Source organism: Streptomyces sp. C36 (assembly GCF_040932295.1).
In the GTDB taxonomy this organism is placed as follows: domain Bacteria; phylum Actinomycetota; class Actinomycetes; order Streptomycetales; family Streptomycetaceae; genus Streptomyces; species Streptomyces triculaminicus.
This window is the reverse complement of the sequence record NZ_JBFQGI010000001.1, coordinates 241,487-263,004: the sequence shown is the minus strand read 5'-3', so window position 1 is coordinate 263,004 and position 21,518 is coordinate 241,487. Positions and strand designations below refer to the sequence as shown.

Below are 21,518 nucleotides of genomic sequence, written 5' to 3'. Positions count from 1 at the left end.
GATCCCTCTCTACAGGAGAAATCTCTTGCCGAAGAGGAGCGACAACGCATGGGTCTCACGTCTCCCGAACTCCTGTTGGTCCTGGGGGTCGTCGCACTGGCGCTGATCGCGCTGGTGCTGTGGCTGTGGCCACGGGTCGCGAAGAAGGGCCCCCTGGCCCTCGCCTCCCGCCTCGGCCTGCTGCTGGTGACGCAGGTCGGCATCCTGGCGGTGCTCCTGGTGGCGGCGAACAGCGAGTACGGCTTCTACTCCACCTGGAAGGAACTCCTCGGCCAGAACTCCCGCAAGCAGACGCTGCAGACCGGCTCGGGGAACGGCAAGCGGCCTCCGGCGCTGACGGTCAAGGGGCAGGAGCCCGTCGGCCTGGGCCGGAAGGAGAAGGCCGGGCAGGTGGACCGGATCGAGATACGCGGCCCGGTGACCGGGCTGAGCATGGACGGCTTCGCCTACCTCCCGCCCCAGTACTTCCAGAAGGAGCACGAGAAGGACACGTTCCCCGTGATCGTGTCGATCACCGGTCAGCCCGGCCAGTCCATCAACCTCATCACCAAGGCCAAGGTCCCGCAGGCGGCCTCCAAGGCCATGATGGCCAAGGAGATGCGACCGGCGATCGTGCTCATGCTGCGGCCCTCGGTGGTGGCGGACCGCGACACCAACTGCACGGACGTGCCCGGCGGTCCGCAGGCGCTGACCTTCTTCAACCAGGACGTCCCCATCGCCGCCAACGACGCCTACCGCGTGGACAACACGCGCGGCTCCTGGGGCGCGGTGGGCAACTCCACCGGCGGCTACTGCGCGCTCAACATGGCCATGACCAACCCGTCCCGCTACGGCGCGGCGGCGGGCCTGTCCGCCGACCTCTTCGCCCGCCAGGACCGGGACACCGGGGACCTCTACGCCGGCAGCAAGCAGCTCAGGAACGAGTCCGACCTCACCTGGCGCCTGGAGCACATGCCTCCGCCGCCGGTGTCCCTGCTCCTGGCCGCCAGCGAGAAGGGCGAGGAGAAGTACTACGCGCAGATGAAGAAGTTCGCGGGGAAGGCCAAGGCCCCCACCAAGATCGAGAAGCTGGTCCGCGAGGAGGGCGGACACAACTTCGTCACCTGGCGCGACGAGTACCCCGTGGTGCTGCGCTGGCTCGACAAGGAGCTCGCCGCCCGCCGCTGAGCCCTCTCCCCCGGCTTCCGCGGACGGGAACGGTATGGCCCACGGCCACGTCTCAGCCAGTGTGGCCCGAACGCGCACGGCTCGGTATGCCGTACGTACGGGGAGGGGGCGTACGGCATGGACACGGAACGGCGTCATCCACTGCTGGCCGGACGATACCGGCTCATCGAACAACTGGGCCGCGGCGGCATGGGCGTGGTCTGGCTCGCCATCGACGAGGTCCTCGACCGCGAGGTCGCGGCCAAGGAGGTGCGGGCCCCGGAGAACATGGGCGAGGACGACGTCCGGGTGCTGTACGCCCGCCTGAAGCAGGAGGCCAGGGCGGCGGCCAGGATCAGCCATCCCAACGTCATCACCGTGCACGACGTGGTGGAGCAGGGCGACCGCCCCTGGATCGTGATGGAGTACGTGCGCGGGCAGGCCCTCGCCGACGTACTGGCGGCCGAGGGCGCCCTCCAGGCCAAGGAGGCCGCCCGGATCGGGGCCCTGGTGCTGCAGGCGCTGCGCGCCGCCCACGCGGTCGGGGTGCTGCACCGCGACGTCAAGCCCGCGAACGTCCTGCTGGAGGCGGGCGGCCGGGTGGTGCTGACCGACTTCGGCATCGCGCTGATCGAGGGCGCGAGCACCCTGACCCGCACCGGCGACCTGGTGGGGTCCGCCGAGTACCTGGCTCCGGAGCGGGCGACGGGCAAGCGCCCCGGCATCCCCTCGGACCTGTGGTCGCTGGGCGCCATGCTCTACGTCGCGGTCGAGGGCGTGTCGCCCTTCCGGCGCGGCGACGCGCTCAGCACGCTGCGGGCCGTGGTCGACGAGCCGCCTCCCTCGCCGCGGCGGGCGGGACCGCTCACCCCGCTGCTGGAGGGGCTGCTGCGCAAGGACCCGCAGGAGCGGATGGGCTCGGCCGAGGCCGAACAACTGCTGGAGGCCGTCGCGAGCGGGCGGCTCACCGAGACCCCGGTGGGGTACGTGCCGACCGCCCTCGGCACGGTCCCCTCCGCCCTGCCACGGCCGGAGCCCCGACCCGTGCCGCGGCCGGTGCCCACGCCGGTCCCGGCGCCGGTCCCGTCCCCCACCGGGTCGTCCGCCGGGTCGTCCGCCGGCTCGTTCCCCGGCGGCTCGTCCCTCGGGGCGGATTCGGGGACACGCCCCCGCGTGGCACCCACGGGCGAGGGCGGGGGCGGGGGCGGCAGGGTGTGGCTGATCGTGGGCGCCGTGCTCGCCCTGGTACTGGTCCTGGGAGGGACCGTCGCGCTGATCGCCCTGCGCGAGCAGGCCGGCACCGGCGGCACGGGGAAGAACACACCGGGCCCCGGCCCCACGCCGTCGGCCACCGTCGGACAGTCGAAGGACCCCGCCGCCGGGGCGACGTCCGGCCCGGACCCCGGCCCCACCCCGTACACACCGGCCCCGACCGGCACGTGCAGCGGCGGCTGGGTCTGCTGAAGGCCATCGCACGGAGCGTCAGGAACGGCAGGAACGGCAGGAACGGCAAAAACAGCGGGATCCATCGGGAACGGAAGATCGGCTATGGGGGGAGTGCGCTGTGCAACGGATACGTGTCGTCGCGCTGCTGGTCACCGGACTGCTCGCCGGTGCGGGAGTGGTGGGCTGCGGGAAGGGGGACGAGCCGAAGGCGGTGAAGGACATCGCCCTGGAGCCGACCGGGGTGATCGCCGAGAACGCGTTCCTGAAGTCGCCAGGAGTCGACCTCTCCGGCGTCAGGGCCGTCCCCCAGGCCGGGGACACCACGCACGGCGACGCCCGGGGCGCGTTCGGCGGCACCCGCAAGGCCTCGCAGTGCGACAAGGCGCGGCTGCTGACGGAGCTCGGGCGTGACGAGGTCAAGGCGCGGGCGTGGGCGGAGGCCCGGGGCATCGTCTACGAAAGGCTCCGGGAGCACGTCGAGAGCCTGACGTCGGTGGTGCTGCTGCGCGACACCCTCGTGCGGAACCACAACTACCAGGGCGACGGCAAGACGGTGGAGTACCTCTCCGTCCTGCAGGCGGGCATCGCCGTGCTGGTCGACGAGTACGGTCAGCCCGCCGTCAAGTGCAACTGCGGCAACCCGCTGAAGGAGCCGGGGAACGTCGACCGCGAGGGCTCGACGTACAAGGGCCCGCGCTGGGAGGGCTTCGTGAACGTACGGGTCACGGTGGTCGTCCCCCGGGACAAGGACGACGGGCCGATGCGGAAGATCACGCTCGTCGACCCCAAGCAGCCGGACAAGGGCTTCGAGCGCCCGGCGGGCACGGACGGCGCGAAGGACTCCCCGCCCATGCCCGTGCCGACGCCCAAGCCGCCCACGGCTCCGGGCGGCACCGCGTCCCCGACGCCGAGCCCCTCGGGATCGCCCTCCGACGGCACCTCGCCGTCGACGGAGCCCACGCCCTCCGGCACCCCGTCGTCCGGCGGGTCCGGCACGTCCCGCCCGCCGTCCGGCATACCGTCCGTGCCCTCGACGCCGCCTCGTACGGCCGCTCCCTCGCTGCCGCCGTCCCGGACGCCCACGGGCGGCGGCGCCTCCACCGCCCCGCACACGCCGGGGGGACGGACTCCGGCGCCGCCGCCGGTGGGCAACACGCCCGTTCAGCCCGCGCACACGACCGCGGCCGCTCCACCGGAGAAGCCGGCCGCGCCGCCCGCCCGGACGACCGCCGCGGCTCCGGTGGAGCGCAGCGCCGCGCCTCCGGCCACGTCACCGCGGGAGCGGCCGGTGGCACCACCCGCCGAACCGCCGGCCGGGACGTCCGGGGCGTCCGGCGCCGGCCACACCTGACCGTCCTCCGCCGCCGGGCGGGCCTTCCGGCCCGCCCGGCCGGCGCTCGGGGACGGAGGTCAGGGGCCGGAGGTCAGCGGCCCGCCCGGCGCGGGGGGACGAACCGGCGGGCCCGCTCGAAGTGCCGCTCCGTCACCTCGTAGGTGGCACTGGCGTGCAGCCCCCGGGCCCGCTTGGCGGGGTCCGGGTGAGGGTTGCGGTGCAGCCGCTCGGCGAGGAGCCGCATCCGCAGCATCACCGGCGCCGCGTCCCCGAGCGCCCGGGGCGCGCCCGTGAAGGCGGTCTCCAGGACGCACAGCAGCTGCGCGTACACGTCGTTGAACTCCTCGGCGGCCCGCCGCACCGCGCTGCCGCGCGGGTAGTGGGCGACCCTGGCCCCGGGGTCGATGGGGTGGACGTCGTGCCAGGTCACGTCGACGGCGGGGCCGGTGGGGCCACCGGCCGGGGTGTCGTGGGGCGCGTAGGAGCGCTGTTGCAGGAGCTCGTTGAAGCGGAAGTAGTGCGCCGGCTCCCGGGCCTCGCCGAAGATCCGGTCGTCGGAGTCGAAGACGGACATGCTCACGCCCTCGCCCTGCTCGGTGATCACCTGCAGGGCCTTGAGGGCGGAGGCCAGGTCCGTGACGGCGAAGATCTCGCCGCCGGAGTTGTAGAAGTGCTCGGGGCCCACCTGGAGGGCTGGGTCGCCGCTGAAGAGCCGCCGCTCGCCCAGCTCGGCCGACAGCCGCAGCACGCCCTCGCGGATGGTGCCGTAGAACTGCCCGATGGACGTCCAGCCCTCGTCCTCGCGCGCCGAGGGGTGCCCGGGCGGCCCGCTGACGAACTCGGGCTGCTCGATGCGCAGGAACGTCTCCAGGGCCGTGACGCCGAAGTGGCGCAGGGACACCGTGATGCGGTCCCGGCTGTAGGGCAGCAGGGCGGGGTAGCCGGTGACGAAGCGCGGGTCGGCCATCAGCACCCGGCCGCCGACCGCGTTGAGGAGGTTGGCGACGAGCGCCATGTGCAGCATCTCCTCGAGCACGACGGCCCGGACGGCGTAGAAGGCGGGCCGGTTGGTGCCGGGGCGCAGCGTGTACATCGCCGTCAGGTAGGGCGGGACGGTCAGGTGTTCCAGCGCGAGCGCGGCCCGCAGGAAGCGGTGCAGGTCGGCGCGGTCGGCCGGGATCCGGAACGGCGGTTCGCGCAGGACGTGGGGCCTGGTGGTGGCGGTCACGGCCGTCCTTCCCGCTGCCGGCCGACGGTCGCCGGCCGGTGCAGCTCGCGCAGGTCGCGGTGGATGCGTTCGCCGCTGCGCAGGGCGAGGGCGGCCATGGTGAGCGACGGGTTGGAGGTGCCCATCGAGGGCATGCTGCCGCAGCCGACGGCGTAGAGGTTGGGGTGGTCCCAGCAGCGCTGCCACTGGTCGACCACGGAGGTGCGGGGCGAGGTGCCCATGATGTGGGTGCCGCCGCCGTGGCCGGCGCCGTTGAAGACGAAGTCGTGGCCGTCGTGGCGGAACCAGCCGGGTGCCAGGGGCCCGGGGGCGTAGCGGGTGCGGTCCTCGGCGCCGAGCAGCCGGAGGATCTGGACGGAGACGGACCTGGCGGCGGCCATGCCGCGCTTGACGTGCTCGGACAGGTCGTAGGTGAGCACGGGCCGCATGTTGCCGAGCCGGTCGCGGTGGGCGGGGTCGACGGTGACGCGGTTGCGGCTCTCGGCCGCCTGCTCGAAGGCGAACTGCAGGGTGAACTGGCGGCCGAGGTCCCGGCCGAGGCTCTCGCGCAGCCTGGTCCCGAACACTCCCCTGCCGCGCGGCCGTCCCGGGTCGCCGTCGATGCCCAGCAGGCGGGCCACGTCGGTGCCCGGGGAGCCGGTGGGCCAGCTCCAGCCCCAGTTGCCGATCTCGATGCGGAAGGGGGCGCGGTCGCCCCGGGCGGGGCCGGTGCGGAAGCTCTCCAGGCCGGAGGTGGAGCCGGGCCCGCGGAAGGGCCCGACGGGCTGGTCCATCAGTGCCCAGGTGAGCAGCATGGGGTGGTCCATGAGGTTGCGGCCGACCTGTCCGCTGCTCTCGGCGAGCCGGGAGACGAGCAGCAGCCTGGCGTTCTCGATGGCGTGGGCGGCGAGGACGACGACGTCCGCCTCGGCGGTACGGGTGGTGTGCGCGGGGCCGGCGGGGTCGTCGTAGTGCTGGTATTCGACGCCGCGGACGCGGCCGTCGCCGGCGGTGAGCACCCGGCTGACGACGGCCCTGTCGACGAGGGTGACGCGGGGGCTCCAGGTGGCCTGCGTCTTGAGGGGGTTGTACTTCGCCTGTACGGGACAGATGGGCACGCAGGAGGCGTTGCCGACGCAGCGCTCGCCGTAGTTGGGCAGGCCCGCCGCCCCGGCGGGGCGGTGGCCGCGGCCGCCGTCGTAGCGGGGGTCGGGGGTGGCGTTGCGGGCGTGGGGGGTGGCGACGACGCGCAGGACGGTGTCCGGGCCGTCGGGCCGCTCGCGGACCACGGTTCCGTCGAGCCGGTGGGCGAGCACGGCGTCCAGGTAACTCCGGGGGATGGGGCGCATGGGGTAGACGTAGTCGGGCGGGAACGGCAGGCCGGCCCCCTCGCGCTGTTCGTCGGCGTCGCCCGCCACGCCCAGGGCCCGTTCGGCGGCGCGGTAGTGGGGCTCGAGGTCGTCGTAGCCGAGGGGCCAGTCGCGGCCGTATCCGTACCGGCGGTGGACCCCGAAGTCCTCGGGGTGCATGCGCGGCACGATGCCCATCCAGTGCAGGGCGGTGCCGCCGGTGGCGCGCAGGTAGTCGCTGGAGTAGGGCAGGGCGCCGTTCTGGACGAAGTAGCCGTGGGCGCGGTAGCCGCCGGCGGGCAGGCCCTCGAGGTCGAGGACGCTCGGGGAGGGGGCGGCGGCGTTGGGGCGGTAGGGCGCGTTGGGGACCTTGGCCAGGGCGGCGTAGTAGGTGTCCAGGGCGTCGAGGTAGCCGGGCCAGGTGTCCAGGGTGCGGGTGCCGGCCTCCAGGACGAGGACGCGCCAGCCCTGGTCGGCCAGTTGCCCGGCGAGGAGGGAACCGGCCATTCCGGCGCCGACGACAATGACGTCGTGGCGGCGCCCGTCCCGCTCGGCGGGGGCGGCGCTCACGCGGCTCCCTCCCGGCGCCGGGCGGCGGGCCGGACGGGGGCGCCGGGCGGCGGGGTGGCCCAGGTGCCGTGGCCGGGCGGCTTGGCGCCCGGCGGGTGGCCGTGGAAGGTCCGCCAGACCAGGCCCTCGGTGTACGCCTCGGGCGAGGCCACGAACGCGGTGTTGGCCCGCTCGCGGCGCAGCGCGGCGTGCGTGGAGGGGGCGAGCTGCGGCCAGACGCCCAGGTACCACAGGTGGGTGACGGCCCGGGCGATGTCGCGCGAGGTCTCGTCGGTGATGCCGTCGGGGTCGCCGCCGGCCGCGTCCAGGTCGGCGAGGAAGCGGCCCACGGCGGGGCGGCCCACCTGCTCGATGGTGGTGTCGTGGTAGAGCCGGACCAGACCGGTGCCGCGCAGGTCGAACTCGTCGAAGCCGGTGAGGCGTACGGAGACGGCGACGAACCCGGCGTGGTCCGGGGGCGCCGCCCCGGGTCCGGGATCGGATGCGGGCGCTGCGTGGTGGCCGTTCATGTCCGGTACCCCCCGTGTCTGCGACTGCCCCCATTTCTAGCGGAGAGTCCCCTTTGAGTGAAGGGCCGTGAAAGCCCTTCACCTTCAGGGGTATCGCCCCGTCGGCGCCACGCCTGGGGGAACCAGGACACGCCCTAACGCCGTACGAGGTCGCTCGGGTCGGTGTTGGCGCCGCAGACCACCACCGCGACCCGCTCGCCGTCGGCCGGGACGTAGGCGGTGCCGAGCGCGGCGAGCGCGGTGGCACCGGCGTGTTCGACGGCGAGCCGCCGGTCGTCCCACAGCTCCTGGCGGGCGCGGACGATCTCGGCGTCGGGGACGAGCACGCAGCGCACGCCGTCGCCCTGGGCCGCGGCCAGCGCGTCCCGGGACACCCGGCGGGCACCGAGCGCGTCGGAGGCGACGGAGTCCACCTCCACGTCGACGACGCGACCGGCCTCGAGCGCGGCGCTCAGGGCGCGGCAGTCGACGGGCTCGACGGCGACGGTGCGCAGGCCGTGGTGGCGGGTGGCGGCGGCGACGCCCGTGAGGAGCCCGCCGCCGCCGACCGCGACGACGACGGTGTCCAGGCCGGGGACCGTCGCGCGGATCTCGTCGACGAGGGTGCCCGCGCCGGCCGCGATGAGCGGGTGGTCGTAGGCGTGGCTGGCCAGGGCGCCGGTCGTGGCGGCGAACTCCTCGCAGGCGGCGAGCGTCTGCGCGAACTCGGTGCCCACCAGGCGGACGTCGGCGCCGTAGCCGCGCAGTCCCGCGACCTTGACGTGCGGGGCGTTCTCGGGCAGGAAGACGGTGGCCGGTACGCCCTCCTGGCGGGCGGCCCAGGCGCAGGCCAGTCCGGCGTTGCCCCCGGAGGCGATGGTCACGCCGGCCTCGGGCAGGGTGCCGGCCTCGCGGTGGGCGGCGAGGAAGTTGTGGGCGCCGCGGGCCTTGAAGGAACCGGTGTGCTGCATGTGCTCCAGCGCCAGCCACAGATTCGGGCCGGCCCGGCCGACGATGACCGGCCGGACGTGGCCGGCGACGCGGCCGGCGGCCCGCTCGACGTCGTCGTAGGTGAGGCGGTGCACGGAGGGCTCCTTACGCTGCATACGCTGCAAGATCCTTTTCGGGACGAGACCTTCCCGCTCCGGGCACCGCCCATGCGGCGGCCAGGCAGCGGCTAGGCGGCGTCCAGCAGCACCAGCGCCGCCTCGCGGGCCTGGTGGGCCGGGGCGGCGGCGCCCGACAGGGCCGCCGTGGTGATGGCACCCTCGGCGAGCAGCAGCAGATGGTCCGTCAGGTGCGCGGGCGCGCCCGTCTCGGCGACGAGGCCGGCCAGGTAGCACCGGAAGGCGTCCTTGTGCGCGCGGGCCGCGGCGGCCACGCCCGGCGAGGAGGCGCCCAGCTCCCCGAAGGAGTTGACGAACGCGCAGCCGCGGAAGCCCGGTTCGGCGAACCAGGTCCCGAGCCAGTCGAAGACCGCGAGCAGCCGCTCCCGGCCGGCGGGCCTGGCGCCGGCGTACGCGGCCAGCGCCGCGCGCCAGCGTTCGTCGCGGCGCCGCAGATAGGCCTCGACCAGGGCCTCCTTGGACGGGAAGAGCCGGTAGAGGCGCTTGAGGGAGACGCCCGAGGCCGTGCGCAGCGCGTCCATGCCCACGGCCTGCAGGCCGTGGGCGTAGAAGAGTTCCTCGGCCGCGTCGAGGACGCGACCCTCGGCGTCCTCCCCCACCGGCGCCTGCGTCATGCCCAACCCGCCTTCCCCTTGCATGAGAACCATCGTTCTCCTACGCTACCGCACATCGTGGAGAACGATCGTTCTCCGCATCGTACGGACCAGGGGAGAGTCATGTCCGACAGCAGGCCGCCGTTCCCGCCGTTCACCACCGAGACCGCCCTGCTCAAGGTCAGGGCCGCCGAGGACGCCTGGAACAGCCGCGACCCCGAGCGGGTCGCCCTCGGCTACACCGAGGACAGCCAGTGGCGCAACCGCGACGTGTTCCTGACCGGCCGCGAGCAGATCGTGGCCTTCCTCCGCGAGAAGTGGGAGCGCGAGCTCGACTACCGCCTGCGCAAGGAGCTGTGGGCGCACACCGACGACCGCATCGCCGTGCGCTTCGAGTACGAGTGGCACGACGCGGCGGGCCAGTGGTACCGCAGCTACGGCAACGAGAACTGGGAGTTCGCCCCCGACGGCCTGATGCGCCGGCGCTACGCCAGCATCAACGACCTGGCCATCACGCCCCGGGAGCGGCGTCTGACGCCGGGACCGGATGCATCGTCAGCGGGGTGAGCTGCTCGATGTCGTAGCGCTTGCGCAGCTCGGCGACCGCCTCGCGGTCCACCTGGGGGCCGGAGTTGAGGATCTCGAAGAGCTCCTCGAAGTAGCGCTCGTGGTCCGGGGGCGGTGACGCCTGGAAGAACATCCGCACCGGTTCGGACGTCGCGTTGGCGAAGGCGTGCGGGCAGCCCGGCGGCACGACGATGATCGTGCCGGGGCGTGCCCGCACGCTCCGCTGCCCCGTCGCGGACTCCCACTCCCGCCAGTTGTCGCGGGTGCGCACGCGCGGCTCGAAGGCCAGGACGTCGAGCTCGCCCTCGAGCACGTAGAACAGCTCCTCGCTGCGGGTGTGCAGATGGGCCCCGACGTCGAACCCCGGCGGGACGAGGACCTCGAAGCTCGAGGCCGCCCGGGAGTGCTCGCCGGTGACCTTGAACGTCACCTGCTGGGCGGCGGTGGCCAGGGTCCGTCCCTCCCCGGGGGGCACGACCAGTCCGTCGGGGGCGGTGATGAGCGTCATGGTGCGGGCCTTTCGGTGCGGCCGGGACGTGGCCGGACGACGGTCACCAGGTGACGGGCAGGTTCTCCGGGCCCCGGATGAGCGCGCTGCGCTGCCAGCGGATGTCCGCCAGGGGCTCCGCCAGGCGCAGCTTCGGGAAGCGCGCGATCAGCGAGGACAGGATGATCTCGGACTCCAGCCGGGCCAGCATCGAGCCCAGGCAGAAGTGCGGTCCGTGGCCGAAGGACAGGTGCGCGATGTGCTCGCGGTCGAAGTCGAGCTCGTCGGGGTGGTCGAAGACGGCGGGGTCGCGGTTGGCGGTGAGGTAGGAGGAGTGCACCACCTCGCCCGCGCGGATCCGCACGCCCGCCACCTCGACGTCCTCGGTGGCGACGCGGGCCAGGCCGACGGCGTTGCGGTGCGGGATGTAGCGCAGGAGCTCCTCGATCGCCTGGGGCAGCAGGGCGGGTTCGGCGCGCAACCGGGCCAGGTGGTCGGGGTGGGTGAGCAGGGCGTAGACCATGTTGGCGCTGTTGTTGCGCACGGCGTGGGCGGCGCTCGCCTGGATGAGCAGCGCGATCGCGACGGCCTCCTCGGTGCTGAGGTCGCCCTCCCGCGTGGCCTCGGCCAGGTCACCGGCCAGGTCGTCGCGGGGCTCCTCCAGGCGCGAGCGCAGCAGCTCGGTGAAGTAGGACGCCATGCCGCTCTTGGCCTTTTCGCTGGCCTCGCGGCCGTAGGCGGCGGACAGCTGGATGTTCGTCCACTCGGCCATCCGCGGCCGGTCCTCCTGGGGGACGCCCATCAGGTCGCTGATCACGGCCAGCGGCAGCGGGCCGTGCAGGTGCCGCATCAGGTCCGCGGGCGGGCCCTCGTCCTCCATCTCGTCCAGCAACGCGTCCGCGGCGCGCTGGGCGCCGGGGCGCAGCCGCTCGAGGCTGCGGGCGGTGAAGGCCTTCGCGACGGCCTTGCGCAGCCGGGTGTGCTCGGGCGGGTCGGCGAAGCCCACCGCCTCGTCGAGCGGGATGAAGTGCGGGGCGAGCCGGGTGATGGGGCGTCCGAGGACGGCCTGCCGGCTGAAGCGGGGGTCGGAGGTGACGAACTTGACGTCCTCGTAGCGGGTCACGAACCAGGCGTGGCCCTCGCCGTTGGGCAGCTTGACCCGCGAGACGGGTTCCTCGTGAAGCTGCTGGGCCATGAAGGGGTCGAAATCGAGCCCTCGCAGGTCCTCGACGTTCCAGAAGCGTACGGGGAACTCGTCCGGCACGGATTCGGTCGTCGTCATCGGTTGTCCACCCACCCAGTCGGGAGCACGGCTGTCGCTGCCACTCACCCTCCCCGCAAACACGCCCGCGCATCGGGGCGAACCGGGAAAATCACCCGTCCGGCGCACTGCTGGGATGGTCGGACCGGCGCTGGGCCGTGTGGCTGAGTGCCGGGCGTGGCACCGCCGCGCCCGGCGGCGCGCGGCCGATGCTGCCCCGTATGGGCAAGGGGAGCACGCGGCCGCCGCGGGCGGCGCGGTGAGACGGCTGTGGATCGCCGCCCTGCTGGCGGTGTCGCTGGCGGCCGCCGTCCCGGGCGCGACGGCCGGGGCCAAGGGCCGCGGCCGGGCGGGCGCGGCGACGGGCACCCCGATCGTGGCGGCGGACCAGGCGACGCGGTCGGTGTACGTACTGGACTCGGACCGGCGGGAATGGGACGCCGAGAGCGACGACCGGGGCGTGTTGTGGTCGTGGAGCGCCGACGGACGACAGGCCCTGGAGGACCTGGATCCGGCGACGACGTGGACGAACCCGAGCGAGGTCAAGCTCCGCCGGCTGGACGGCAGGCGCTATCTGCTGACCGCGGCCTCCGGCGGACTGGCCGCGGTCGTCGGCTACCCGGACCGCGAGGTGTACTGGGCGGCGGACACCGGCCAGGGCAACGCGCACAGCATCGAGCTGCTGCCCGACGGCAACGTGGCGGTGGCGGCGAGCACGGGCGGCTACGTACGGCTGTACGCGGCCTCGGCCGGATCGCGGGCCACCCGGCACGCCCAGGCGGCCCTGGCCGGGGCGCACGGGGTGCACTGGGATCCGCGCACGCGGCTGCTGTGGGCGCTGGGCAGTCGCCAGCTCGTCGCGCTGCGGGTGGGCGGCACGCCGGGCGACCCCGAGCTGTCGGTGGACCGGCGGGTGGAGCTGCCCACGCGCGGCGGCCACGACCTGGCCCCGGTGCTGAGCACGCCGGGGCGGCTGTGGGTGACGACGCGTTCGGCGGTGTACCAGTACTCGACCGTCGAGGAGGCCTTCGTGGCCTACCCGCTGCGGTCCCGGATCGACGGTCCGGACGTCAAGAGCGTGGGCGACGACCCGGACACCGGCCGGGTGCTGGTCAGCCGCCCGGAGCCGGGGCACGCCTGCGCGTGGTGCACCACCACGCTGGTGCTCTATCAGCCCGACGGCACGCGGACGCTGTTGCGCGGCGGGATGTACAAGGCCCGCTGGTGGAGCGCGGACCGCGGCGGTTGAACCCGGTCCGCCGGACACGCCTAACGGGGCCCCGGAACCGCCGGCGGCGCCTCCTGGAGGCGGGCGCGGACGGCCGCCGCGGCCTCGGCACCTTCGGGCACACGCTCCCACAGCGCGAGGAGGGCGGGGGCCAGGCCGTGCGCCCGGTCCCCGCTGTGCTGCCAGCAGTAGTGGGCGCGGCGGAGCGCCGCGAGGGCCTCGGCGTCGGACGCTCCGCCGTGCTCCAGGCGGTGGGCGGCGGCCGACATCCACAGTTCGGCGGCGCGCGGGTGGTCGCCGGCGAGCCGGGCGAGGTCGGCGCGCACCTCCACCCACAGCCCGGCCTCGGGGCTGCGCGGGCCGTGGCGGCGCAGGGTCTGCTGCTCCCACGCGGCGGCCATGGCGGCCGCCTCGTTGTGCCGGCCGGCGTGGGCCGCGGCCAGGATGCGGGGCAGGGGGTCCGCCGCCTCCTCCTGTACGGGAGGCTCGGGCGCCGGGGGCGCGGGCCGCTCCACGACGGCCCGGGGCGCGGGCGGCGCGGCGGGCGACGTGGGGGCCGGCGGGGCGGCGCGGTTGGCGAGGACGGGGCCGCCGGCGCCGGACAGGAGGGGGAGGGTGCCCTCGGGCAGTGCGGCCTGGGAGAGGGCGAGGTGGTGCAGCGCGCCGGGGTCGAGGGTGGGGCCGGCGGCGGGGTGACCGGTGGTCAGCGCGGTGAGGAAGGCCCGGGTGTAGGGGCCGGCCTCGAGTGACGGCTTGTCGGGGGCGGGGGTGACCACTCCGGCGAGCGCGAGGCCCGCGGCCAGCCGTCCGTCGTGGGCGGCGGCGGCCACGTGCGGCCAGGCGTGGGCGTCGGCCTCGGCGTCGACGAGCAGCAGGGTGGGGCCGGCGTGCTCGCGCAGGGTGCGGGTGAGCCATTCCCAGGGCAGGCCGGTGTAGCGGACGGTGGCGGCGGTGCTCTCACGCAGCGCCAGGTGGATCTCGGCACTACGGCGGGCGGGGACCATCAGATGGCCGGTGACCCACATCAGCAGCGGTCCGGGCACCTGGACGGCGTCCCGCAGGTAGGCCAGGACGCTCTGCGGCCCGGCCATGGCGGGCAACTGCACCACGTCGGCCGAGGCGGCGGCGAGGAATCCACGCGGGCCCGCACCGGCGATGGCGTGCGCGGTGGGGTTGGGCAGAGCGCCCCGCCGCCGGTCGGGGGTGCCGTCCAGCAGCAGGACGCAGCCATGCATCGCGTGGTCCAACGCGCTCTTCCTTCCGGCCGTACGAGTGCCTGTGACGTGACGCAACTCTAGGCGCCGGTCACCGGATGGCGGACGGCTTTCTCCACCACTTCCGGCCCCCCTCTCCGCGAAATCCGACATGCGCGCACATATAAGTCATATAAGGCGTGCGTTTTTTCGGCGGAGAAGCGGGAGTCCGGGCGATGCGGAAACACACGGGCACGGCCATGGTGGTGGCGGCACTGGGCGTACTGGCCCTCGCGGGGGCGGGCTGCGCCCCGCCCGGCGAGCAGCAACGGCAGCGGCGGGCCGCCCCGGCGGCGGGCAGGGCGGAGCCCGCCGGCTTCACGCTGGTGGCCACGGGGGACGTACTCCCCCACGACTCGGTCATCCGGCAGGCGCGGGAGGACGGCCGCAGGTCCGGCACGGGCTACGACTTCCGGCCGATGCTCGCCGGGGTCCAGCCGGTCGTGGCCGCCGCCGACGTGGCGATCTGTCACATGGAGACGGTCTACGGCGACGAGCAGGGGCCCTTCAGCGGCTACCCGGCGTTCGTCTCCCCGCCGCACGTGGCCCGGGCGCTGCGGGAGACGGGGTACGACTCGTGCTCGACGGCCTCCAACCACACACTGGACGCGGGCGGTACGGGCGTACGGCGCACCCTCGACGCGATGGACGCGGTCGGCCTGCGGCACACGGGGTCGGCGCGCTCCGCCGCCGAGGGGACGCGGGTGAACCTGCTGCGGGCCGGCCCGGCGAAGGTCGCCCAGCTCTCCTACACCTACGCCACCAACGGCATCCCCGTACCCGAGGGCCGCCCGTGGACGGTCAACCTCATCGACGCGGACCGGATCCTCGCCGACGCCCGGGCCGCCCGCAAGGCCGGGGCGGACGTCGTGGCGGTGAGCCTGCACTGGGGCACCGAATGGCAGCAGGAGCCGGACGAGCAACAGCTGACGCTGGCCCGGCGCCTGACGGCCGCCACCACCGGGGGTCGCCCCGACGTCGACCTGATCCTCGGCACGCACAACCACGTGCCGCAGGCGTACGAGAAGGTCAACGGCACCTGGGTGGTCTACGGCATGGGGGACCAGCTCGCGGGCGAGATGTACAACCCCGAGGGCGCTCAGGACGGCCGGGGCAACCAGAGCTCCATCGCCCGCTTCACCTTCGCCCCGCCCGCCCGGGCGGGGCAGCGCTGGCGGGTGACCAGGGCGGAGTTCCTGCCCCAGCTCACGGATCTGCGGGGGCCGTTCAGGGTGCTGGACCTGGGCCGGGCGGTCGTCATGGAACCGGGCCGGACGGACCTCGCCGAGGCCCGGGAGCAGATCCGCCGGGCCGTGCTCTCCCGGGGCGCCGCCCGGGACGGCCTGGTCATGGCCGGCTGAGCGAGAGCCGGCCGAGCGCCTTCACCGCACCCGGGCGCCTTCGTCGCACTCGGGCGGCCCGGCCCCGTCCGGGCCGCCCGAGTGCCGCACCGCGGCCCCCTCGGCGGCCTCAGCCCATGGCCCGGCGGGACTCGGCGCTCTCGTCCAGCACGCTGCGGGTGAGGGTCCTGCAGAGCGGGACCTCCCCGGTGCTGTCGACATAGCGAGCCGCGACCCAGGTGTTGCGCTCCTTCAGCAGGTACCACAGGGCGTTGCCGGAGACGTCCTGCGCCCTGGCCTTGCAGCGCAGCGCGATCTGGGTGTGGAACTTGAGCACACCCTTGACGGCGGAGTCGGTGGTGGGGAAGACGCGCTCGTTGATGCCCGAGGAGGCGACGACCGCACCGTAGGGCCGGACGGGCGGAAGGGCCTGGGCCGGGGCGACGGCGAGCAGCGATCCGCCGAGCGCGGCCACCGCCAGCACAGCGGCCGAGGCCTTCCTGCAACGGACGGCGAGCGTACTGAACATGGGAACTCCCTCGATGCGAAGTGGGTCACGCATTGTCCGAGTTCCACCTGAAATGTCGCCATAAACACAAATCAAGATGAAGACCCGGATGGCACAACGAAGCGTCCGTACGCGAGGCGCGGGGTGCGTACGGACGCTTCGGCGGGGGGTGGCGCGGATCCGGGGCGGACCCAAGGGGGCGTCAGCCTTCGGTCCGGCCCCCGGACTTGCCGTCGGCCTCGCCCCCGGTCTTCTTCGCCCTGCTGGGCTGGACGCGCTTGGGCTCGCCCTTCATCTTCGGGTGCTCCGGCGGGTAGGGCAGGTCGCCCAGGCCATGCTCGCGCTCGTCGCGGGCGGCCAGGTCGAGCGCCGCCTCCAGGGTGCCGGGGCGGGCGTCCATGTCCGCGTGCAGGTCGCCGACCTCGGCGAAGCGGGCCGGCATGGTCGCCAGGTCGAAGTCCTCGGGCACGGCGTCGGCCAGCTCCTCCCAGCGCAGCGGCGCCGAGACGGGCGCGTGGGGGCGGGGGCGCACGGAGTAGGCGCTGGCGATGGTGCGGTCCCGGGCGGTCTGGTTGTAGTCGACGAAGATCTTCTCGCCGCGCTGCTCCTTCCACCACGCGGTGGTGATCCGCTCCGGCGCCCTGCGCTCCAGCTCGCGGGCCACGGCGATGGCGGAGCGGCGCACCTGCACGAAGGTCCAGTCCGGCCGGATGGGCACGAACACGTGCAGGCCGCGCCCGCCGGAGGTCTTGGGCCAGCCGGTCAGCCCGAGCCCCTCCAGGACGTCCCGCAGCTCGAGCGCGGCCCGCACCGCGTCGGCGTAGTCCGTGCCCGGCTGCGGGTCGAGGTCGATGCGCAGCTCGTCGGGGTGGTCGGTGTCCTCGCGCCGCACCGGCCAGGGGTGGAACGTCAGGCACCCCAGGTTCACCGCCCACAGCACGGCCGCGGTCTCGGTGGGGCAGATCTCGTCGGCGTACCGCCCGCTGGGGAAGGCGATGCGGCCGGTGGGAATCCACTCGGGGAGGTTCTTGGGCGCCCGCTTCTGGAAGAACGACTCGCCCTCGACCCCGTCGGGATAGCGCTCCAGCGTCGTGGGCCGGTCGCGCAGGGCGCGCAGGACGCCGTCGCCGACGCTCAGGTAGTAGCGGGCCAGGTCGTACTTGGTGAACCCGCGCAGGGGGAAGTAGACCTTGTCCGGGTTGGACAGCCTTACCGTGCGCTCGCCGACGGTGAGCTCCAGCGCCTCTGCCATGGGTGTCACGCTAGGCCGCCCGGGCGGACGGCGCCTGTCGGCGGGCGCGGGCCGGGCGCCCGGGCCCGCGCCGCCCGCAGAATCCGGACCATGGACCTTCCGGTGATGCCGCCCCTGCAGCCCATGCTCGCCAAGCCGGCGGCGAGGATTCCGCCCGGCATGCGGTACGAGGCCAAGTGGGACGGCTTCCGGGCGATCGTCTTCCGCGACGGCGCCGAGATCGAGCTCGGCAGCCGCACGGGCAAGCCGCTCACCCGCTACTTCCCCGAGCTCGTGGCCGCCCTGCTGGAACAGCTGCCCGAACGCTGCGTGCTGGACGGCGAGATCGTCATCGTGCGCGGCGCCCGCCTGGACTTCGACGCCCTGCTGGAGCGGATCCACCCGGCCGACTCCCGGGTGCGCCACCTGGCCGGGGTGACGCCGGCCAGCCTGATCGCCTTCGACCTGCTCGCCCTCGGCGACGAGTCGCTGCTGGCCCGGCCCCAGCACGAGCGCCGGGACCTGCTGGACGAGGCCCTGCGCGGCGTGCGCGACCCCGTCTTCGTCGCCCCCGTCACCGACGACCTCGCCGAGGCCCAGGGGTGGTTCGAGCAGTTCGAGGGCGCCGGCCTGGACGGCGTGATCGCCAAGCCGCCCGACATGCCCTACCGGCCGGGCGAGCGGGTCATGGTGAAGGTCAAGCACGAACGCACCGCCGACTGCGTGCTGGCCGGCCTGCGGCCGCACAAGAGCGGGCCCGTGGTCGGCTCGCTGCTGCTGGGGCTGTACGACGACGCCGGACGGCTGCAGCACGTGGGGGTGTGCGCCTCGTTCCCCATGCGCCGCCGGCAGGAGCTGATGGCGGAGCTGGAGCCGCTGCGGATGCCGGACGTGACGGGGCATCCGTGGCAGGAGTGGGCCAGCGCGGAGGCGCAGGCGTCCGGCCGGCTGCCGGGCGGCCCCAGCCGCTGGACCGGCAAGAAGGACCTGTCGTGGGTCGCGCTGCGCCCGGAGCGGGTGCTCGAGGTCGCCTACGACCACATGCAGGGCGACCGTTTCCGGCACACCGCCCAGTTCCGCCGCTGGCGCCCTGACCGGGAGCCGCGGCAGTGCACGTACGCGCAGCTGGAGGAGCCGGTCGGGTATGACCTGGCGGATGTTCTGGGCACGGGTTGAGTCGTCCGGAGCAACGACGCCCCGCGCGGCGCGCGAAATCCCCGGCCGACGGTTCGACATATTTCAAGCTGGTATGACCACCGGGATCCGGCAGGAAGAGGTGCCGCTCATGCCACGCGCGCGTACGACCCCTCGTCCGGCCGGTGTGCGCGGCCGGGCCGTCGCTCTGGCCTGCGCGAGCGCCGCGTGCGTGGCGGCCGGCGCCGCCCCCTCGGCCGCCGCCGGGGCCGGCGGCGGTCCCGACTCGCCGTTCTGGACCGAGCCCGCCCCCCGCGCCGCCAAGCAGTCGCTGGCCTGGCAGGAACGGGGCCGCGAGGAGGACGCGGCGGTCATGCGGCGCGTCGCCGAGCAGCCGACGGCGGTGTGGATGCCCGGCGACGACCCGCGCGCGGAGGTCGCGCGCGTGACCGAGGAGGCGGAGCGCGCGGGCCGCATTCCCGTGCTGGTGGCCTACAACATCCCGCACCGCGACTGCGGCCAGTACTCCTCCGGCGGGGCGCGGGACGCGGCCGCCTACCGGGACTGGGTGGCGCGCGCCGCCGACGGGATCGGCGAACACCGGGCGTGGGTGGTGCTCGAGCCCGACGCCATCGCCCAGTGGGCGACCTGCCTGCCGCGGGAGGCGAAGCAGGAGCGCATGGAACTGCTGGCCCACGCGGTCCGCGCCTTCAAGGCCCGGCGGGGCGCGTCGGTGTACATCGACGCCGGGAACGCCGGCTGGATCTCCGACCGGGGGCTGCTGGCCGAGGCGTTGCGCAGGGCCGGCGTCGGCGAGGCCGACGGGTTCGCGCTGAACGTCTCCAACTTCCACACCACACAGGTCACCCGCGCCTACGGCGACGAGCTGTCCGGGCGGCTGGACGGCGCCCACTACATCATCGACACCAGCCGCAACGGCAACGGCCCGCTGCCGCCGCCTCCGCCCGGCGGCGACGACGAGTCGTGGTGCAATCCGCCGGGCCGGGCGCTGGGCACTCCGCCCACCACGGCGACGGGCGACGCCCGCGTCGACGCCTTCGTGTGGGTCAAGCGTCCCGGCGAGTCGGACGGCTCCTGCCGGGGAGCTCCCCCGGCGGGCCGCTGGTGGCCGGAGTACGCCCTGGGGCTGGCCGGCGGACAGCCCCTCCTCAGGCCCCGGCCCGAGGCGCCGCCACCCGCACTCGCACCCGCACCACCGATGCCACCGCCACCCCCTCCGCCGCCCCCGCCCCCGCCCCCGGGCTGAGGCGCCCGGGCGGCGGCCGCCCGGCGCGTCTCACCGCACGTGCACCCACGCGGCCCGCGACGGCGTTCCCTCCCGGTCCGTGAGGAAGAGCATGTACCAGCCGGCGGGCACCAGCGAGGGGTCCTCCGGGACCGTCACGGTGAGCGCGCCGTCGCGGACGCCGACGGTCAGGGCGATGGAGCGCTGTTCGACGTCCGTGGCGTGGGTGACCGCGCTCGGGCGCATCAGCCGGGCGGTGACCTTCTGCCGGGGGTCGGTCCCGGGCAGGCGTACGACCCCGCCCCGCTCGGCCTCGCGCGGGGCGGAGGGCAGCGCGGGCCGGCGGTCGCGGTAGAGGTAGGGCGGGGTGTAGACCTCGATGCGCTGCTCGAAGACGCCCATGCGGGTGTCGTCCTTGTCGGCGAACAGCGGGTTGGAGCCGAACACCGCGATCCGCCCGTCGGGCAGCAGCAGGGCCTCGGTGTGGTAGTCGCGGCCGACGGTGGGGGCCGCGGCGGTGCGGAAGGCGCTGCGCGCGGGGTCGTAGAACTGGGCGCGCAGGATGTCGGAGCCGCGCTTGCCGCGGTAGTCGCGCGAGCCCCCGGTGGTGAAGACCCGGTCGTCGGGCGTCAGCACGGCGTTGAGGTAGCGGGTGCCCTGAGGCAGGTCGGGGCCGGGGGCGAAGCGCGGGGAGGGCACGCCGAGGTCGGCGATGGCGGTGCGGGGGGTGGACTCGTGGGACTCCCCCACCCCGCCGCCGCCCATGAGCATCACCTTGCGGTCCTGGGCCGGGGGCAGCAGGACCGAGGCAGAGGTCTCGGTCATGTCCTGCCGGGGCAGGCCGGGGACGGGGACGAAGGAGTTGGTCTCCACGTTCCACAGTCCCGGGGCGCGGCCCTTGTCGGCGGGGCCGTAGCCGGCGTTGGAGCCGGAGTAGAAGAGGCGGCCGCCGCCGGTGAGGAAGAGGGCGGGGTAGGTGGGGAAGTAGCGGTTGGGGCCGGCGGACCAGCGGTGGGTGCGGGGGTCGTAGATCTCGTTCTTGCCGGGGATGATCTCGCCCATGTCGTCGAGGCCGGAGACGGCCAGGACGCGGCCGTCCTCGAGGGTGACCAGGGTGGGGTACCAGCGGGCCTCGGACATGGGGTCGACGGGGACGTAGCGCTCGGCGATCGGGTCGAACTCGTAGGCGTCCTTCAGCCCCTGGAAGTCCTTCTTGTCCAGGCCCAGCTTGGCCGCGAGGCCGTACAGGTCGTGGCCGTCCTTCCCCCTGAGCCCCTGGATGCGGTACTGGTCGGCGGTGTGGGTGATGCCGCTCTCGCCGGCGGTGACTGCCTCGACGTAGACGCGGGCCTGGGAGGCGGTGACCCGGACCTTCTTCTTCTTTTTCTTTCCCTTGCCGTGCTCGCTGACCTTCTTCGTGGCGCGGGGCACGAGGACCGGCACCTGGGAGCGGTAGCGCTTGCCGGTGGAGCCGGTGAAGACGGTGCCGGCGGGGAAGGCCCGGGGGGCGTCGGGGTTCTCGTTCTTCACCAGCATCGCGCCGCCCGCCCGGTCGACGTCGCCGGTCAGCTTCTCGTAGCGGGCGGTGCCGCCCGCCACCAGCAGCCGGCCGTCGGGGAGCTGGGCGTGCCCGGCGCAGAACATGTCCTTGGGCGTCGGGACGGTCTTGAAGGTGTTGCGCACCGGATCCCACAGCACGCTGCGGAAGGTGCCGGCCCTGAAGTTCTTCTCGTCGTTGCCCGATCCCGCGATCAGCAGCACCTTGCCGGTGCGCAGCAGGGCGGCGTGGATGGCGTTGACGCGGAACCTCGCGGGGACGTCGACGACGTCCCAGTGGCCGTAGCCGGCCTTGTACGCGGGCTGGTTGACGGCGTACTCGTGCCAGGCGCGTTCCGCGAAACCGGTGGCGGCCGGCCCGTTGGCCGCGAGCAGTGCCAGGACGCAGCCGGTGCTCAGGGCCGCCTTGCGCGCCTTCGGGCTCGGGTTCGGCAGATACCTCACCGC

General features: G+C 74.3%; 19 protein-coding genes. 8 read left to right on the top strand and 11 right to left on the bottom strand.

The genetic code is table 11. The features are described 5' to 3' along the window. Positions 1-48 precede the first annotated feature (48 nt). The 3 genes from AB4K12_RS01120 to AB4K12_RS01110 all read left to right on the top strand — a co-directional run bounded on the left by AB4K12_RS01120 (position 49) and on the right by AB4K12_RS01110 (position 3,943). Positions 49-1,167 (top strand): alpha/beta hydrolase, encoded by a 1,119-nt coding sequence (locus AB4K12_RS01120; protein ID WP_368432312.1) that lies wholly within the window; start codon positions 49-51, stop codon positions 1,165-1,167. A gap of 117 nt (positions 1,168-1,284) precedes the next feature. Beyond that, complete coding sequence (locus AB4K12_RS01115; protein ID WP_368432311.1) at positions 1,285-2,610, top strand: serine/threonine-protein kinase; 1,326 nt, start codon at positions 1,285-1,287, stop codon at positions 2,608-2,610. Between the two features lie 100 nt (positions 2,611-2,710). After that, positions 2,711-3,943 carry a DUF6777 domain-containing protein gene (locus AB4K12_RS01110; RefSeq protein ID WP_368432310.1) on the top strand — a complete coding sequence of 411 codons (1,233 nt, stop codon included), beginning with the start codon at positions 2,711-2,713 and terminating at the stop codon, positions 3,941-3,943. A gap of 73 nt (positions 3,944-4,016) precedes the next feature. Here AB4K12_RS01110 and AB4K12_RS01105 read toward each other — a convergent pair whose 3' ends face one another. The 5 genes from AB4K12_RS01105 to AB4K12_RS01085 form a co-directional block, all read right to left on the bottom strand. Then, entirely contained in the window at positions 4,017-5,153 is a 1,137-nt protein-coding gene (locus tag AB4K12_RS01105; protein WP_368432309.1) for a ferritin-like protein, read from the bottom strand. Continuing rightward, a complete protein-coding gene (locus AB4K12_RS01100; RefSeq protein ID WP_368432308.1) occupies positions 5,150-7,051 on the bottom strand; it encodes a GMC family oxidoreductase in 1,902 nt (633 codons plus the stop codon). The genes AB4K12_RS01105 and AB4K12_RS01100 overlap by 4 nt, the downstream gene beginning before the upstream one ends. Further along, on the bottom strand, positions 7,048-7,560 hold the full coding sequence (locus AB4K12_RS01095) for a hypothetical protein (RefSeq protein WP_368432307.1): 513 nt from the start codon (positions 7,558-7,560) through the stop codon (positions 7,048-7,050). Before AB4K12_RS01095 ends, AB4K12_RS01100 begins: the two co-directional genes overlap by 4 nt. Positions 7,561-7,694: 134 nt before the next feature. Beyond that, on the bottom strand, positions 7,695-8,624 hold the full coding sequence (locus AB4K12_RS01090; RefSeq protein WP_368433119.1) for a serine/threonine dehydratase: 930 nt from the start codon (positions 8,622-8,624) through the stop codon (positions 7,695-7,697). 92 nt (positions 8,625-8,716) lie between these two features. Beyond that, positions 8,717-9,280, bottom strand: a complete 564-nt coding sequence (locus AB4K12_RS01085; protein ID WP_368432306.1) for a TetR/AcrR family transcriptional regulator — start codon at positions 9,278-9,280, stop codon at positions 8,717-8,719. A 102-nt stretch (positions 9,281-9,382) separates the two neighbouring features. Between AB4K12_RS01085 and AB4K12_RS01080 the strand changes: the two genes are divergently transcribed. After that, complete coding sequence (locus AB4K12_RS01080; protein ID WP_368432305.1) at positions 9,383-9,826, top strand: DUF1348 family protein; 444 nt, start codon at positions 9,383-9,385, stop codon at positions 9,824-9,826. Here AB4K12_RS01080 and AB4K12_RS01075 read toward each other — a convergent pair. Both AB4K12_RS01075 and AB4K12_RS01070 read right to left on the bottom strand, forming a co-directional pair. Then, complete coding sequence (locus AB4K12_RS01075) at positions 9,771-10,334, bottom strand: cupin domain-containing protein (RefSeq protein WP_368432304.1); 564 nt, start codon at positions 10,332-10,334, stop codon at positions 9,771-9,773. The genes AB4K12_RS01080 and AB4K12_RS01075 overlap by 56 nt on opposite strands. 43 nt (positions 10,335-10,377) lie before the next feature. Next, positions 10,378-11,595: a cytochrome P450 gene (locus AB4K12_RS01070; protein ID WP_368432303.1), complete on the bottom strand. Its 1,218-nt coding sequence runs from the start codon at positions 11,593-11,595 to the stop codon at positions 10,378-10,380. A gap of 238 nt (positions 11,596-11,833) precedes the next feature. Between AB4K12_RS01070 and AB4K12_RS01065 the strand changes: the two genes are divergently transcribed. After that, positions 11,834-12,823, top strand: coding sequence for a DUF6528 family protein (locus tag AB4K12_RS01065; protein WP_368432302.1), 990 nt, complete (start codon positions 11,834-11,836; stop codon positions 12,821-12,823). Positions 12,824-12,843: 20 nt separating this feature from the next. Here the strand turns inward: AB4K12_RS01065 and AB4K12_RS01060 are convergent, their stop codons facing one another. After that, positions 12,844-14,049 carry a hypothetical protein gene (locus tag AB4K12_RS01060; protein ID WP_368432301.1) on the bottom strand — a complete coding sequence of 402 codons (1,206 nt, stop codon included), beginning with the start codon at positions 14,047-14,049 and terminating at the stop codon, positions 12,844-12,846. A 182-nt stretch (positions 14,050-14,231) separates the two neighbouring features. Here AB4K12_RS01060 and AB4K12_RS01055 point away from each other — a divergent pair, with 182 nt between their 5' ends. Further along, positions 14,232-15,416 carry a CapA family protein gene (locus AB4K12_RS01055; RefSeq protein ID WP_368432300.1) on the top strand — a complete coding sequence of 395 codons (1,185 nt, stop codon included), beginning with the start codon at positions 14,232-14,234 and terminating at the stop codon, positions 15,414-15,416. A 109-nt stretch (positions 15,417-15,525) separates the two neighbouring features. Here the strand turns inward: AB4K12_RS01055 and AB4K12_RS01050 are convergent, their stop codons facing one another. Then, positions 15,526-15,924 (bottom strand): SH3 domain-containing protein, encoded by a 399-nt coding sequence (locus AB4K12_RS01050; protein WP_368432299.1) that lies wholly within the window; start codon positions 15,922-15,924, stop codon positions 15,526-15,528. 181 nt (positions 15,925-16,105) lie between these two features. Next, positions 16,106-17,155 carry a non-homologous end-joining DNA ligase gene (ligD, locus tag AB4K12_RS01045; protein WP_368432298.1) on the bottom strand — a complete coding sequence of 350 codons (1,050 nt, stop codon included), beginning with the start codon at positions 17,153-17,155 and terminating at the stop codon, positions 16,106-16,108. Between the two features lie 90 nt (positions 17,156-17,245). Here ligD and AB4K12_RS01040 point away from each other — a divergent pair, with 90 nt between their 5' ends. Together AB4K12_RS01040 and AB4K12_RS01035 are read left to right on the top strand one after the other, a co-directional pair. Continuing rightward, the gene (locus AB4K12_RS01040) at positions 17,246-18,310 is read left to right on the top strand and encodes an ATP-dependent DNA ligase (RefSeq protein ID WP_368432297.1); all 1,065 of its coding nucleotides are present in this window, start codon (positions 17,246-17,248) and stop codon (positions 18,308-18,310) included. A 73-nt stretch (positions 18,311-18,383) separates the two neighbouring features. Beyond that, positions 18,384-19,535: a glycoside hydrolase family 6 protein gene (locus AB4K12_RS01035; RefSeq protein WP_368432296.1), complete on the top strand. Its 1,152-nt coding sequence runs from the start codon at positions 18,384-18,386 to the stop codon at positions 19,533-19,535. A 30-nt stretch (positions 19,536-19,565) separates the two neighbouring features. On the opposite strand, the gene AB4K12_RS01030 is transcribed toward AB4K12_RS01035, so the two are convergent. After that, the gene (locus AB4K12_RS01030) at positions 19,566-21,470 is read right to left on the bottom strand and encodes a galactose oxidase-like domain-containing protein (RefSeq protein ID WP_368433118.1); all 1,905 of its coding nucleotides are present in this window, start codon (positions 21,468-21,470) and stop codon (positions 19,566-19,568) included. Positions 21,471-21,518 lie beyond the last annotated feature (48 nt).

Bases quoted from the DNA above. Each gene is read 5' to 3' on its own strand.
- AB4K12_RS01095 (WP_368432307.1), bottom strand. From the start codon at position 7,560: ATGAACGGCCACCACGCAGCGCCCGCATCCGATCCCGGACCCGGGGCG.
- AB4K12_RS01075 (WP_368432304.1), bottom strand. From the start codon at position 10,334: ATGACGCTCATCACCGCCCCCGACGGACTGGTCGTGCCCCCCGGGGAG.
- AB4K12_RS01115 (WP_368432311.1), top strand. From the start codon at position 1,285: ATGGACACGGAACGGCGTCATCCACTGCTGGCCGGACGATACCGGCTC.
- AB4K12_RS01050 (WP_368432299.1), bottom strand. From the start codon at position 15,924: ATGTTCAGTACGCTCGCCGTCCGTTGCAGGAAGGCCTCGGCCGCTGTG.
- AB4K12_RS01080 (WP_368432305.1), top strand. From the start codon at position 9,383: ATGTCCGACAGCAGGCCGCCGTTCCCGCCGTTCACCACCGAGACCGCC.
- ligD (WP_368432298.1), bottom strand. From the start codon at position 17,155: ATGGCAGAGGCGCTGGAGCTCACCGTCGGCGAGCGCACGGTAAGGCTG.
- AB4K12_RS01040 (WP_368432297.1), top strand. From the start codon at position 17,246: ATGGACCTTCCGGTGATGCCGCCCCTGCAGCCCATGCTCGCCAAGCCG.
- AB4K12_RS01035 (WP_368432296.1), top strand. From the start codon at position 18,384: ATGACCACCGGGATCCGGCAGGAAGAGGTGCCGCTCATGCCACGCGCG.
- AB4K12_RS01120 (WP_368432312.1), top strand. From the start codon at position 49: ATGGGTCTCACGTCTCCCGAACTCCTGTTGGTCCTGGGGGTCGTCGCA.
- AB4K12_RS01055 (WP_368432300.1), top strand. From the start codon at position 14,232: ATGCGGAAACACACGGGCACGGCCATGGTGGTGGCGGCACTGGGCGTA.
- AB4K12_RS01070 (WP_368432303.1), bottom strand. From the start codon at position 11,595: ATGACGACGACCGAATCCGTGCCGGACGAGTTCCCCGTACGCTTCTGG.
- AB4K12_RS01085 (WP_368432306.1), bottom strand. From the start codon at position 9,280: ATGACGCAGGCGCCGGTGGGGGAGGACGCCGAGGGTCGCGTCCTCGAC.